13 protein-coding genes are annotated in these 13,197 nt (G+C 75.5%); 4 read left to right on the top strand and 9 right to left on the bottom strand.

The genetic code is table 11. The annotated features are described in order from the left end of the window. Window position 1: 1 nt before the first annotated feature. From rsmD to HGA03_RS15990, 5 genes are read right to left on the bottom strand one after another with little or no spacing between them, the layout of a single operon-like run. Window positions 2-577: a 16S rRNA (guanine(966)-N(2))-methyltransferase RsmD gene (gene rsmD / locus HGA03_RS16010; RefSeq protein WP_168631300.1), complete on the bottom strand. Its 576-nt coding sequence runs from the start codon at window positions 575-577 to the stop codon at window positions 2-4. Further along, a complete protein-coding gene (locus tag HGA03_RS16005; RefSeq protein ID WP_239073561.1) occupies window positions 574-2,178 on the bottom strand; it encodes a DUF6297 family protein in 1,605 nt (534 codons plus the stop codon). Before HGA03_RS16005 ends, rsmD begins: the two co-directional genes overlap by 4 nt. Further along, a complete protein-coding gene (locus HGA03_RS16000; protein ID WP_168631299.1) occupies window positions 2,175-2,867 on the bottom strand; it encodes an ABC transporter ATP-binding protein in 693 nt (230 codons plus the stop codon). Before HGA03_RS16000 ends, HGA03_RS16005 begins: the two co-directional genes overlap by 4 nt. Before the next feature lie 42 nt (window positions 2,868-2,909). Continuing rightward, window positions 2,910-5,141 (bottom strand): ATP-dependent DNA helicase RecG, encoded by a 2,232-nt coding sequence (locus HGA03_RS15995; protein ID WP_168631298.1) that lies wholly within the window; start codon window positions 5,139-5,141, stop codon window positions 2,910-2,912. Next, complete coding sequence (locus tag HGA03_RS15990) at window positions 5,138-6,553, bottom strand: DAK2 domain-containing protein (protein ID WP_168631297.1); 1,416 nt, start codon at window positions 6,551-6,553, stop codon at window positions 5,138-5,140. The genes HGA03_RS15995 and HGA03_RS15990 overlap by 4 nt, the downstream gene beginning before the upstream one ends. A gap of 209 nt (window positions 6,554-6,762) precedes the next feature. Here HGA03_RS15990 and rpmB point away from each other — a divergent pair, with 209 nt between their 5' ends. Together rpmB and HGA03_RS15980 are read left to right on the top strand one after the other, a co-directional pair. Next, a complete protein-coding gene (gene rpmB / locus HGA03_RS15985) occupies window positions 6,763-6,954 on the top strand; it encodes a 50S ribosomal protein L28 (RefSeq protein ID WP_168631296.1) in 192 nt (63 codons plus the stop codon). 83 nt (window positions 6,955-7,037) lie between these two features. Next, window positions 7,038-7,556, top strand: a complete 519-nt coding sequence (locus HGA03_RS15980; protein ID WP_168631295.1) for a GNAT family N-acetyltransferase — start codon at window positions 7,038-7,040, stop codon at window positions 7,554-7,556. An 11-nt stretch (window positions 7,557-7,567) separates the two neighbouring features. On the opposite strand, the gene HGA03_RS15975 is transcribed toward HGA03_RS15980, so the two are convergent. Beyond that, the gene (locus tag HGA03_RS15975; RefSeq protein WP_168631294.1) at window positions 7,568-8,551 is read right to left on the bottom strand and encodes a thiamine-phosphate kinase; all 984 of its coding nucleotides are present in this window, start codon (window positions 8,549-8,551) and stop codon (window positions 7,568-7,570) included. 36 nt (window positions 8,552-8,587) lie between these two features. Between HGA03_RS15975 and HGA03_RS15970 the strand changes: the two genes are divergently transcribed. After that, a complete protein-coding gene (locus HGA03_RS15970; protein ID WP_168631293.1) occupies window positions 8,588-9,118 on the top strand; it encodes a DUF3515 family protein in 531 nt (176 codons plus the stop codon). 1 nt (window position 9,119) lies between these two features. Here the strand turns inward: HGA03_RS15970 and HGA03_RS15965 are convergent, their stop codons facing one another. Continuing rightward, window positions 9,120-10,250 (bottom strand): D-alanine--D-alanine ligase family protein, encoded by a 1,131-nt coding sequence (locus tag HGA03_RS15965; RefSeq protein ID WP_168631292.1) that lies wholly within the window; start codon window positions 10,248-10,250, stop codon window positions 9,120-9,122. A 69-nt stretch (window positions 10,251-10,319) separates the two neighbouring features. Here HGA03_RS15965 and HGA03_RS15960 point away from each other — a divergent pair, with 69 nt between their 5' ends. Further along, window positions 10,320-11,471 (top strand): trans-sulfuration enzyme family protein, encoded by a 1,152-nt coding sequence (locus tag HGA03_RS15960; protein ID WP_168631291.1) that lies wholly within the window; start codon window positions 10,320-10,322, stop codon window positions 11,469-11,471. A 3-nt stretch (window positions 11,472-11,474) separates the two neighbouring features. On the opposite strand, the gene HGA03_RS15955 is transcribed toward HGA03_RS15960, so the two are convergent. Then, window positions 11,475-12,476, bottom strand: a complete 1,002-nt coding sequence (locus tag HGA03_RS15955; protein WP_168631290.1) for an NAD(P)H-dependent glycerol-3-phosphate dehydrogenase — start codon at window positions 12,474-12,476, stop codon at window positions 11,475-11,477. Then, window positions 12,473-13,183: a lysophospholipid acyltransferase family protein gene (locus HGA03_RS15950; protein ID WP_239073560.1), complete on the bottom strand. Its 711-nt coding sequence runs from the start codon at window positions 13,181-13,183 to the stop codon at window positions 12,473-12,475. Before HGA03_RS15950 ends, HGA03_RS15955 begins: the two co-directional genes overlap by 4 nt. Between the last annotated feature and the right edge of the window lie 14 nt (window positions 13,184-13,197).

The following is a 13,197-nucleotide window of genomic DNA, read 5'->3' as shown; positions in this document are numbered from 1 at the left end:
CTCAACCTACCGTCGCCGGCTCCGTCGGCATCCGCTCGGCCAGGTGCACCACGGTCTCGCCGTAGGTCTTGGCGCTCAGCTCGGCCAGCCCGTCCGGCCAGGTGGGTGCCGCGCTGCGGGCGGAGCGTTCCACCACCACCACCGCCTCGGCGGCCAGTGCGGGCACCAGGTCGGCCAGGATCCGGTCCACCGTCTCGCCCGGCACGTCGTAGGGCGGGTCGAGCAGCACCAGGTCCCACCCCGCGGCCACCGGCCGGGTCACGAAGGTCTCCACCCGGTCTTTGACCACCTGCACCCGGTCCCGCAGGCCGAGCTGGGCGACGTTGCGGCGGCACACCTCGGCGGCGGCCTTGCCGAGCTCCACCAGGGTCACCGACGCCGCACCCCGGCTGGCCGCCTCCAGGCCGAGCGCACCGGAACCGGCATACCCGTCCAGCACCCGGGCACCGGCCACCACGCCCAGGTGGTCCAACCGGGAGAACAGCGCCTCCCGGACCCGCTCCGAGGTCGGCCGGGTGCCCGCGGGCGGCACGGCCAGCACCCGGCCACCGAGCGACCCGGCGACGATCCGGGTCACCGCTGCGCCTCCAGGGCCTTCTGCTGGTCCAGCATCCGCTCCATCAACGGCTTGGTGTTGGTGCTGGCACCGACCGTCCAGGCGATCAGCGAGAACACCAGCTGCACGGCGAGCACCGGCAGCAGCACCCGGCCGAGCGCGACCGAGATGATCACCGGGATCAGGCCCAGCACCGCGACGTCCGGGCCGCGGGCCAGCACCGCCAGCACACCACCGGGCAGCGCACCGGCCGGGGTGGAGACCAGCGGGCCCTGCCAGTTCGGCGCCGGGCGGAACGCACCGCGCAGCGCGGCACCCGCCCACACCGGGGTCGACGCCACGCCGAGGGCGATCCAGCCGGCCGGGTCGCCGTGCCAGAGCCCGATCGCGGTGAAGGCGACCAGCGACCAGAGCAGCATCGCCAGCGCCGGCACCAGCAGCCGGGTGCGCCGGGTGGCCTGGGCGGACATCGGCAGCAGCCGGTCCAGGATCGGGGCCATCTCCGCCCGCCGGGCGCCCTCCGCGGTGGCCAGCATGCCGACGTAGCCGCTGACCAGCACCGCCAGGCCGACGCCCAGCGCCCCGGCCAGCCGTGGCGTGATCACCACCAGCACCGGCACCAGGGCCGAGACCACCAGCTGCACCAGATGCCGGGGCGAGCGCACCAGCACCGTCAGGTCGGCTATCACGATCGCCGACTTCGGGCCGCGGACCGCGCGCAGCCGCCGCGACCGGCGCCGGCGCTGCCGGGCCGCGGCGTCGGAGAGCGCACGGCCGAGTTCGCGGGAGTCCAGCGAGACCACCGCACCGGCGGCCTGGGAGGCGACCGAGCCGCTCTCACGCAGGTCCCGGCCGCGGATCCGGCCCAGTCGCCGGTCCTGGGTCCAGCCGAGGGCCAGCACCGCGAGCGCCAGCAGCACCAGCGCCCACTCCGGCAGGTCCGGCAGCGCGGACAGCCGCCAGCCGGTGAGCGCTGCGACCAGCGCCAGCAGCGGGGCCAACGCGATCACCAGGTCGCCGATCAGCGCCACCGAGCGGCGCGGGAACTGCACGGTCTGCGCCAGTCCGGCCAGCAGCACCACCGCCGCACAGCACAGCGCCGCCAGCGCCCCGAGCCGGAGCACGTGCCCGATCCCGTGGTCGGCCAGCAGCCCGCCGTCCAGCAGTGCGAGCAGCACCCCACCGACCAGAGCCGCCAGCACCGGGATGCGCAGCGAGGCGGGGCGCAGCAGTCCGCGGCGGTCCACCGGCAGCCCGAGCCACCAGGTGGCCTCCGCGCCCTCTGCGCCCACCGGCCCCAGCCGTCCGGCCAGGGAGAGCACCGCGCCGAGCACCGCCACCGCGCACACCGCGACCACGGTGGGCAGGCTGATCCCTTCACCCAGTGAGGCGGCGTCCTGCGGCGGCAGCGACGAGCGCAGTTGCCCGGCGACACCGAGGGCCACGCCCATCCCGATCGCCATCATGATCACGGCGTAGTAGGCGTCGTTCAGCACCGAGCCCAGGCTGGCGCCGGCCTTGGTCCGGGCGACCGCGGCGGTGAACCGGCGGATCGAGCGCGGTCCGGGGATCGAGCCGATCCCCTCCCCGGGTTGCAGGACCGGGGCGTCCAGGGTGGTCACAGCACCCCCGGACGCAGGGCCTCGGCGGCCTGGTCCGGGCTGAGCAGGCGGCACACGTCGTCGGCGATCAGCACCGCGCGGTCGGCACAGGCCCGCAGCAGGTCGGGGTCGTGGGTGGCCAGCAGCACCGAGCCGCCGGCCTGCTTCTCCGCGACCAGGCGGTCGGCGAGCCGGTCGCGCATCGCCACGTCCAGCCGCTGCTCCGGCTCGTCCAGCACCAGCAGCGAGCGCGGCCGGACCAGCCCGGCGGCGAGCAGCAGGCGGCGGCGCTGCCCGGAGGACAGGGCGACCGGCAGCGAGTCGGCGTGCTCGGTCAGCCCGAACTCGGCCAGCAGGTCGGCGACCACCTCGTCCGCACCGGCGACGCCGTGCCCCCGGGCGGTCAGGTACAGGTGCTCGGCGACGGTCAGTGCCGGGAAGTAGGCGTCGTCGTCCAGCACGCTGGACACCCGGGTGCGGAAACCGATCTCGCGCTCGTCGACCTCGCGGCCCAGCACCTGCAGGCTGCCGCCGGCCGGTTCGAGCAGGCCGAGGCAGGCGCGCAGCACGGTGGACTTCCCGGAGCCGTTGGCGCCGACCAGGGCGAGCACCCGTCCGGGCGGGAGGGCGAAGGACACCGGGGCGCACACCGGCTCCCCGCCGTACCCGACGAGCAGATCGACGGCACGGATGACAGGCGGCTTGGACACGGGGGTCAGCCTACGCACGCCGATCGGGGCCGGCGTACGACCTCAGGTCCGGTCCAGGAACTCCTCGCGCTCGCCGTCCAGCAGCAGGTCGATCGCCACCCGCAGGTCGGGGTGACGCTCCAGCTCCGGGTCCTCCCGCACCACCGCACGGGCCTCGGCGCGGGCCTCGGTGATCACGTCGGCGTCCCGGGTCACCCGCAGCAGCCGCAGCGAGGTCGCCCCGCCGGACTGGGCGGCGCCGAGCACATCGCCCTCCCGGCGCAGCTCCAGGTCGACCGCCGCCAGCCGGAAGCCGTCCCGGGTCTCGGCCAGCGTGCTCAGCCGTACCTCGGCGGGGCTGCCCGGGAACACGTCCGCCACCAGCAGGCACACCCCCGGCTTGGTGCCACGCCCGATCCGGCCGCGCAGCTGGTGCAGCTGGGAGACCCCGAACCGGTCGGCGTCCAGCACCACCATCACGGTGGCGTCCGGCACGTCCACGCCGACCTCCACCACGGTGGTGGACACCAGCACCGGCACCGTCCCGGCCGCGAACTCGGCCAGGGCGCGCTCCTTCTCCTCCGGGGTCATCCGGCCGTGCAGCACCCCGACCGGCAGCCCGCCGAGCTCCGGGGCGGCGGCCAGCTCCTCGGCGACCTCGAGCACCGCGCGCAGCGGGCGCTTGGCCGGGCCCTCGTCGGCGACCAGCTCGGCGCCGTCGTCGTCCTTGGCATCCGGGTCGATCCGGGCGCAGACCACGTAGGCGCGGCCCCCGGCGGCGACCTCCTCCCGGACCCGCTGCCAGGTGCGCCGCAGCCACCGGTCGTTCCCGGCCGGCACCACGTGGGTCACCACCTCCGCCCGGCCGGCCGGCACCTGGTCCAGCACCGAGGTCTCCAGATCGCCGAACACGGTCATCGCCACGGTGCGCGGGATCGGGGTGGCGGTCATCACCAGCAGGTGCGGGGTGCTGCGGCCCTTGGCGCGCAACAGGTCGCGCTGTTCCACCCCGAACCGGTGCTGCTCGTCGACCACCACCAGCCCGAGATCGGCGAACTGCACGTGCGCGGACAGCAGCGCGTGGGTGCCGACCACGATCCCGGCCGCACCGGAGGCCGCCTCGGCCAGCGCCTGGCGCCGGGTCGCTGCGGACTGGGAGCCGGTGAGCAGGGTGATCCGGGTGGCGTCCTGGGCGGCGCCGAGCATCCCGGCCTCGGCCAGGTCGCCGAGCAGGGCACGCAGGGTGCGCTCGTGCTGGGCGGCCAGCACCTCGGTCGGGGCGAGCAGCGCGGCCTGACCGCCGGCGTCCACCACCTGCAGCATCGCCCGCAGCGCGACCACGGTCTTGCCCGAACCGACCTCGCCCTGCAACAGCCGCTGCATCGGGCGTTCACCGGCCAGCTCGGCGGCCAGCTCCGCGCCGACCCGCTTCTGCCCGTCGGTCAGGGTGAACGGCAGCCGGGCGTCGAAGGCGTCCAGGATCCCGCCGGGCCGGGCGGGCCGGGCGACCGCGCCCTCGCGGGCCACCCGGGCGCGCCGCCGGGCCAGCTCGGTCTGCAGGACGAAGGCCTCCTCGAACTTCAGCCGGTCCTGCGCCCGGCGGATCTCGGCGTCGTCCTCGGGGCGGTGCAGCTCGCGCAGGGCGCCCAGCAGCTCCGGCATCCGGCGGCGGGCCAGCAGCTCGGCGGGCAGCGGGTCCGGCACGTCGGCGGGGGTCAGCAGCGGGAACAGCGCCTCGACCGCCTTCTGGATCTTCTCGGTGGGCATCTGGGCGCTGGCCGGATAGAGCGGGATCGGCCGCCGGGTCGCCTCGACCCCCTCCGCCTCGTCCTCGACGTCGACGCCGATCAGCCGGTAGGTCGGGTGGGCCAGCTGAAGGCGGCGGTTGCGCGGGTCGATGCCGACCTCGCCGGAGAACAGGCCCTCCACCCCGGGCTTGAGCCGGCCCTCGTGGTAGCGCAGTGCGCCCTTGCGCTTGGCGAAGAACACCAGGCTGAGCGTGCTGCGGCCATCGGTGATCTCGACATTCATCAGTGCCCCGCCGGTGCGGGTGGTCCGGACGGTGGCCTGCGCCACCCGGGCCATCACCGTGACGTGCTCCTTGGGGGTGAGCGAGGCCAGGTCGGTCATCTCGCCCAGGTGGGCGTAGCGCCGCGGGTAGTGCCGCAGCAGGTCGCCGACGGTGTGCAGGCCGAGCTTGTCCAGCTTGGCGCCGGTGGCCGCACCGAGCACCGACGCCACCGGCCGGCCCAGCAGCGGCCCGGGCCGCACCACCGCGTCCTCCAGCCCGGTCATGCCGGCACCTCCCCCGCCAGGGCGCGCACCACCGCGAGCACCCGGTCCTCGTCATCCGCCTCGGCGATCAACGTGGCGCCCGGCGGCAGGGCTGCGGCACACTCGCCGGCCCACGCGCCGGGGAGCACCGGCACCGGGTCGGCCCCCGGGCCCGGGTCATGGGCGGGCGCTGGGTCGGGAGCGGAAGCTAGGTCGCGGGCGGGCGCTGGGTCGTGGGCGGGCGCAGCGTCGCCGCCGTGGACCGCGTCGGGCACCCGATGTGCACCCCCGGCCCGCGCATCCCGCACCGCCCGGTCCAGCGTGGGCCGCCACCGCCCGGCGGGCACTCCCGGCCCGGCGACCAGCACCACGGCACCGCACCGGGCCAGCTCCGGCACCCGCTCCGGCGATCCGGTCACCGCCACCGCGGTCGAGGTCCGGCCGTCCAGGGCCTCCACGACGACCAGCACCGGCTCCGGGTCGGCCGCGCCCTGCACCACGGCCACCGCGGCGGCCGGATCGGCGGTGTGCACATGGGACTGGCGCAGCCGCCCCGGGCCGTCACCGGGTTCGGCGACCACCGCCACCGAGTCACCGATCGAGGCCAGCCGGGCGCGCAGGGCGTCGTCATCCCCGGCGGGGAGCACGGCCATCACCTCGAAGCCGGACATGCCGCGCTCCGGGAGGGCGGCGGGGGCCGACTCGGGCAGCCAGCTCAGGTCCAGGGCGGTGGCGAGTCGGAGGTCACCAGTGGCGTCTGGGCCCTCGGCCCCGAGAGTCCCGGGAGCCCCGAGCGTCTCATCCGCGGCGGCCACCCAGGCGGCGAGCACCACCAGCAGCGCACAGGCGCCCGCGTCCAGCACCCGGGCATCCCGCAGCACCGGGTGCCGACCACTGATCGCGGCCAGGGCATCCTGCCCGGCGGCCAGGGCGGAGGCCAGGGCCTCGCGGTCCTCGTCAGCGGCCGCGCCGGCCGGGAGTCCTCCGGCATCGCCGTCCTCACCCCGCCGGGCATCCCCGGCGGCGCGCGCCACCTCCGCCGCCAGGTCCAGCACCGTCCCGTCCTCCGGGGCCAGCACCGCCGACCGGGCCGACCGGGCCGCGGCCGCCAGCGCGGGCACCACCCCCTCCGCGGCGCCGCGGGCCAGCCCGGCGAACCAGTGGCTGAGGATCATCCCGGAGTTGCCGCGGGCGGCGAGCAGGGAGCCACGGGTCGCGGCGGCCAGCACGGCCGGGCCGTCGGCGGCGGGGTCCAGCGCGGCGACCTCCTCGACCGCACCGCGCAGGGTGAGCAGGCAGTTGGTGCCGGTGTCCTGATCGGCGACCGGGAAGACGTTCACCGCGTCGATCCGCGGCCCCGCCTGCTCCAGCGCCTGCGCCGCGCGCACCAGCCACCGGCGCAGCACCGGCCCGTCCAGCAGTCGACCCACCACGTCCCTCGACAATTCCTCTCGCCTGTCACGCCGGGGTCTACTGTGCCGTACCGGGCCCGTTTGGGTCCTGACCCGCTCGTGGGCTAATCTGTCCCGGTTGCCCGACCGCGATCCGTCGCGTGCGAGCACAGGTGGCAGCTCCGCCCCGGCCCCGGGCCAGCGGTGCGGACCGCCCCAACCGACGCCTCATGAGATTTCAGGAGAAGACCGTGGCTGCCAACTGCGAAGTCTGCGCCAAGGGCCCGTCCTTCGGGCACAGCATCTCGCACTCGCACGTGCGCACGAAGCGGCGCTGGAACCCGAACATCCAGCGCGTGCGCGTGGTGGTGGCGGGGACCCCGAAGCGGATGAACGTCTGCACCTCGTGCCTCAAGGCCGGCAAGGTGCAGCGCGCCGTCTGACGCGACAGATGTGACGAAGGCCCGCCCGGATCCGTCCGGTGCGGGCCTTCGCGCTGTCCAGGGGCTGTGGCACGCTGGTCGGCATGTCCGATATGCGCCCGGAGTTCACCGTCCGCCCCGCCACCGTCGCGGACGCCGACGCGATCGCCGGGGTCCACATCCGGTCCTGGCAGAGCGCCTACCGCGGGATGCTGCCCGACGAGTACCTGGACACCCTGGACCCGGCCGAGCGGGCCACCCGCTGGCGGCGTCAGCTCGAGCACCCGGACTGGGGCACCACCTGGGTGGCGGTGGAGGGCGACACCGTGGTCGGTTTCCTCTCGATCGGGCCGTCCCGGGACGAGGACGCCGACTCCCGGACCCTGGAGATCTACACGGTGTACCTGGAGCCCGCGGTGCTCGGCAGCGGCGCCGCCCGGGCCCTGATGCGCACCGCCCTGGCCGAGGTCCCGCCGCGCAGCACCGTCACGCTGTGGACCGCCACCGGGAACGAGCGCAGCCGGCACTTCTACCGCCGGCACGGATTCGCCCCGGACGGCACCGAGCGCACCGAGGACATCGGCGGCACCGAGCTGCCCGAGGTCCGCTACCGCCGGGGCTGACCGCCCGGGTCTCAGCCCCGGAAGTGGTCCCAGCCGGGGCTGATCGCCTCCGGCGGCATGCCGTCGACCAGCACGCCGGGCTCGCCCGCCCGCACCCGGCCGATCACCCGGAACCCCTCCGGCACCGGCCCGCCGAAGGTGGCCAGCAGCCCGTGGTCCTCGCCGCCGGTCAGCAGCCAGCGCACCGGGTCGGCGCCGAGCTGGTCGGCGGCCTGCGCCACGGCCGCCAGATCGTCCGCCAGCGCCTCCCGCGGCCGCCCCAGGTCGATCTGCACCCCGGAGGCCCGGGCGATCCGGCCCGCGTCCCGCAGCAACCCGTCGGAGACGTCCAGCATCGCCGTGGCACCCGCGTCGGCGGCGGCCGGTCCCGCGGCCAGCGGCGGGCGCGGCGACCGGTACAGCTCGACCAGCTCGGCCGGCCCGTCCTGCCCGGCGGCCAGCAATGCCCAGCCCGCCGCGGACCGGCCGACCGTCCCGGCCAGCGCGACCAGATCGCCGGGCCGGGCACCGGAGCGCAGCACCGGGTCGCGCCCGGCCAGGTCGCCGTGCACGGTCACCGCGACCACCACCGCGTCCCCGCCGGACAGGTCGCCGCCGACCACCCCGGCACCCACCGGCCCGGTCAGATCCGCCAGTCCGCGCGCCAGGTCCTCCACCCAGGCCACCGGCAGCGTCCCGGGCACCACCAGCGACACCACCAGCGAGGTCGGCCGGGCGCCCATCGCGGCCACGTCCGCCAGGTTCTGCGCGGCGGCACGCCGGCCCACCGCCCGCCCGTCGGACCAGTCCAGCCGGAAGTGCCGGTCCTGGACCAGCACGTCGGTGGACACCACGAACCGGCCGTCCGGCGCCGCCACCACCGCCGCGTCGTCGCCCGGGCCGAGCAGGGTGTCCTGCCCGGCGGGCAGCAGCGGGAAGATCCGGGCGAGCAACCGGTCCTCGCCCAGATCGGCGACCGTGGGTGCTGCGGGGGTGGTGGGTGTGGCGTCATTCACGCCGGTCACGGTAGCCGGTGCGGTTAGCGTGGTCGGGTGAGTCCCGCCGCCACCGCCCGCCTGTCCGCCCTCGCCGTCGCCGTGCTGGCGGTGGCGGGCTGCGCCTCCTCGGTCGGGGTGCCCGCCGCCCCGGACGCACAGGACCCGGACTGTGCCCGGGTGATCCTGGCGCTGCCGCAGAGCCTGGGCGACGGCCTGGAACGCCGGCAGACCACCAGCCAGGCCACCGCCGCCTGGGGCACCGGCGACCAGGTGGTGGTGCTGCGCTGCGGGGTGGAGCCGCCCGGTCCCACCACCGAGCAGTGCGTGACGATGGAGACCGCCTCCGGCGCCACGGTGGACTGGCTGGTCCGGGCCGAGTCGACGCCGGCGGGCGATCCCACACCGGCCGCCACCGACCCGGCGCTGGACCCGGGCGGGTCGGACTGGACCTTCCTCACCTACGGCCGGGACCCGGCGATCGAGGTGCAGGTGCCGGCCGCGGTGGTCGCCGAACGGTCGACGACCTTCCTGGACGCCCTGGTGCCCGCGGTCTCCCAGATCGCCGCCGACCGGTCCTGCGTCTGAGTCAGCGCAGCCCGGTGGGGCGCTCCAGCGCGAGCTGCAGCAGCTCGTCCAGCAGGTCCGGGTAGCTGATCCCGGACTCCTGCCACATCCGCGGGTACATCGAGTACGGGGTGAAGCCGGGCATGGTGTTGATCTCGTTCACGATCACCTCACCGGCGTCGGTAACGAAGACGTCCACCCGTGCCAGGCCCTCGCAGTCGATCGCCTCGAAGGTGCGCACGGCCACGTCCTGCACCCGGGCGGTCACCTCGGCCGGCAGGTCGGCCGGGCAGCGCAGCGACACCGCCTCCTCGTCCAGGTACTTCGCCTCGAAGTCGTAGAACGTGTGCTCGGCGTCGGTGACCACGATCTCGCCCGGCAGCGAGGCCCGGGCACGCGCTCCGCCCCGGCCGCCGAGCACCGCGCACTCGATCTCCCGTCCGGCGATCCCGGCCTCGATGACCACCTTCGGATCGTGGCGCTGCGCCTCGGCGATCGCGGCGGGCAGGTCGGCCGGGTCGGTCACCCGGGTGATGCCCAGGCTGGAGCCGGCCCGGGCGGGCTTGACGAACAGCGGCAGGCCGAGGGCGGCCACCCGGTCGCGGATCCCGCCGCGGTCGGCCGCCCAGTCGTCGCCGCGCAGGGTGGCGAACGGCCCGATCGGCAGACCCGCCGCCGCCAGCGCCACCTTCATGAAGTGCTTGTCCATCCCGACCGCGGAGGCCAGCACCCCGGCGCCGACGTAGCGCACGTCCGCCAGTTCCAGCATCCCCTGCAGGGTGCCGTCCTCGCCGTAGGGCCCGTGCAGCAGCGGCAGCACCACGTCCACGGTGCCCAGGTCCGCGGCGGGCAGCCCGGGCTCGATCACCCGGACCTCGCGCGCACCGGCCTCCTGGGGCAGCAGGACCCGCTCCGGCAGCTCGGCCACCTCGGGCAGCGTCCCGTCCGTGATCCGCCACAGGTCCGGGTCGTCGTCCACCCGCACCCACCGGCCCTGCGGGGTGATCCCGATCGGCAGCACGTCGTAGCGCTCCCGGTCGATCGCCCGCAGTACCCCACCGGCGGTGGCGCAGCTGATGGCGTGCTCCCCTGAACGGCCCCCGAACAGGACCAGGACGCGGGGACGGGGTGCGGAAGCGGCTGAAGTGGACATCGCGGACGAGCCTACCGATCCGTGGAACGTGCATCCGCCACCCGAATCGGCGGGTTTAGTGTGCGATCCGTGACCCAGGACCACGATCCGCGCCAGCTCTCCCCCGCGACCGTCGCCGTGTCCGCCGGCCGCCCCGCCCGGGTGCAGGGCGCCCCGGTGAACCCGCCGGTGGTGTTCTCCTCCACCTACGTGTCGCAGGGCACCCCCGGCCCCGCGCCCGAGCTGCTCTACGCCCGCGGCGGCACCGAGACCTGGCTGCCGTTCGAGGAGACGCTGGCCGCGCTGGAGGGCGCCGAGCTGCCCGCGCTGGTCTACGGGTCCGGGATGGCCGCGATCGCCGCGGCGCTGTCGCTGATCCCGCACGGCGGCCGGGTGGTGGTCCCGCGGCACGCCTACCAGGTGCTGCACGGGTACCTCGCCGATCTGGCCGATCGCTCCCGGGTCGAGGTCGAGGTGGTGGACATCGCCGACACCGACCAGGTGGTCGCCGCCCTGCGGCCCGGCACCTCCATGCTCTGGATCGAGTCGCCGACCAACCCGATGCTGGAGGTGGCCGACCTGCCCGCGCTGGTCGCCGCCGCCCGCGAGGTGGGTGCGCTCACCGTGGTGGACAACACCTTCGCCACCCCGCTGGTGCAGCGGCCGCTGTCCCTGGGTGCGGACGTGGTGGTGCACTCGGTGACCAAGTACCTGGCCGGGCACTCGGACGTGGTGCTGGGTGCCGCGCTGTCCGACGATCCGGAGCTGCACGCCCGGCTGCTGGCCTACCGCACGCTGCACGGGGCGATCGCCGGGCCGGCGGAGGTCTACCTGGCGCTGCGCGGGGTGCGGACCCTGGCGCTGCGGGTCGAGCGCGCCCAGGCGAACGCCCTCGACCTCGCCCACCGGCTGGCCGAGCACCCGCGGGTCGCGGAGGTCCGGCACCCCGGGCTGCCCACCGACCCGGGTCATACCCGAGCCACCGCCCAGATGGCCGGCTACGGGGCGATCATCGGGCTGCGGCCCACCGGCGGCCCCGAGCGCGCCGACGCGGTGGTCGCGGCCCTGCGGCTGTGGGTCCCGGCCACCAGCCTGGGCGGGGTGGAGTCCAGCATCGAGCGGCGACGGCGGTTCGGCACCGAGTCGGTGACCGTGCCGGAGGATCTGCTGCGGCTCAGCGTCGGCATCGAGGACGTCGAAGACCTGTGGGCCGACCTGGACCGGGCGCTGCGGGAGAGCTGACGCTCAGACGCCCTCGGCCTTGCGCGGCCGCTCCAGCAGCAGCGGGGCCAGGGCGTCCACCGGCAGATCCTCGTACAGCACCCGGACCACCGCGGCGGTGATCGGCATCTCCACCCCGACCCGCTCGGCCAGATCCAGCACCGACCGGGAGGTCTTCACGCCCTCCGCGGTGCCCCCGGTGGCCACGATCGCCTCGTCCAGCGTGAGGCCCTGCCCGATGTGCACCCCGAGGCGGTGGTTCCGGGACTGCGGCGAGGCGCAGGTGGCCATCAGGTCGCCCATCCCGGCCAGCCCGCCGAAGGTCTCCGCCCGGGCACCGAGCGCCAGCCCCAGCCGGGTGATCTCGACCAGGCCGCGGGTGATCACCGTGGCCATCGTGTTGTAACCGAAGCCGCGCCCCTGCGAGATGCCCACCGCCAGGGCGATCACGTTCTTGACCGCGCCGCACAGCTCCACGCCGACCACGTCGTCATTGGTGTACGGCCGGAAGTACGGGTTGGCGCAGGCCTGGGCGACCTTCTCCGCGGTGGCCGGATCGCCCGAGGCCACCACGGTCGCGGTGGGCTGCCGGACCGCGATCTCGTCCGCCAGGTTCGGGCCGGACAGCACGGCGACCCGGCGCTCGGGCAGGTCCAGCACCTCGGCCAGCAGCTGGCTCATCCGCTGCTGGGTGGCCAGCTCCACGCCCTTCATCAGCGAGACCGCCACCGCCTGGTCACCGAGCCGGCCGCCGAGCGGGGCCAGTGCGGTGCGGGCGGACTGGGCCGGCACCGCGACCGCGATCACCTCGGCGCCGTCCACCGCACGCAGCAGATCGGCCTGGCCGCTGATCCCGGCGGGTAGCTCCACCCCCGGCAGGTAGCGCTCGTTGCGGCGCTCGGCGGTGAGCTGGGCACAGACCGCGGCGTCCCGGCCCCAGACCGTGACCTCGCACCCGGCGTCGGCCAGCACCGCGGCGAACGTCGTCCCCCACGCCCCGGCACCCAGCACGGCGGCCCGGGTCATGCCGACTTCTTCCGCATGTCGAAGACCTCCGCCGGCGGCTGCTCGCCCCGGATCTCGGCCAGCTGGGCGGTGATCGCGGCCATCACCCGGGCGGTCGCCTCCCGCAGGGTCGCGGCGTCCCGGGGCTTGTCGTACAGATCCGACAGGTCGACCGGCGGACCGGCCACCACGGTCACCCGCTTGGGCGGGATGGGCTTGAACACCTTGCCGTAGCGGGCCAGCAGGTCCTGGGCGCCCCACTGGGCGATCGGCACCACCGGCACCCGGGTGTCCAGCGCGAGCCGGGCCACCCCGGTCTTGGCCAGCATCGGCCACAGGTCGGGGTCCCGGGTCAACGTCCCCTCGGGGAACACCGCCACGCACTCGCCCTCCGCCAGCGCCACCTCCGCCGCCTCCAGCGACCGGCCGGCGTCCGAGGTGCCCCGATACACCGGGATCTGCCCGGTCGTCCGGAGCACCCAGCCGAGCACCGGCACCGAGAACAGCGAGGACTTCGCCATGATCTTGGGCGCGACGCCGCTGTCGTACAGGTAGTGCGCGAAGGTGACCGGGTCCAGGTTGGTCAGGTGGTTCCCGGCCGCGATGAACCCACTGTCGGTGGGCAGGTGCTCCTGACCCCGCCAGTCACGGCGCTGGATCGCATAGAGCAGCGGCCGCAGCAGTCGGGCGACGTTGCGGTAGGCACGGTTCGATCGGGCGGGATGCACGGGAAGGGATGCTA

Source organism: Cellulomonas denverensis (assembly GCF_012396125.1).
In the GTDB taxonomy this organism is placed as follows: domain Bacteria; phylum Actinomycetota; class Actinomycetes; order Actinomycetales; family Cellulomonadaceae; genus Cellulomonas; species Cellulomonas denverensis.
The sequence above is the reverse complement of the archived record's forward strand: the minus strand, read 5'-3'. Positions and strand labels throughout refer to the sequence as shown.

What these genes read in the sequence shown, in the direction of transcription:
- HGA03_RS15995 (WP_168631298.1), bottom strand. Translation starts at nt 5,141, where the DNA reads ATGACCGGGCTGGAGGACGCGGTGGTGCGGCCCGGGCCGCTGCTGGGC.
- HGA03_RS15980 (WP_168631295.1), top strand. Translation starts at nt 7,038, where the DNA reads ATGTCCGATATGCGCCCGGAGTTCACCGTCCGCCCCGCCACCGTCGCG.
- HGA03_RS15965 (WP_168631292.1), bottom strand. Translation starts at nt 10,250, where the DNA reads ATGTCCACTTCAGCCGCTTCCGCACCCCGTCCCCGCGTCCTGGTCCTG.
- HGA03_RS15955 (WP_168631290.1), bottom strand. Translation starts at nt 12,476, where the DNA reads ATGACCCGGGCCGCCGTGCTGGGTGCCGGGGCGTGGGGGACGACGTTC.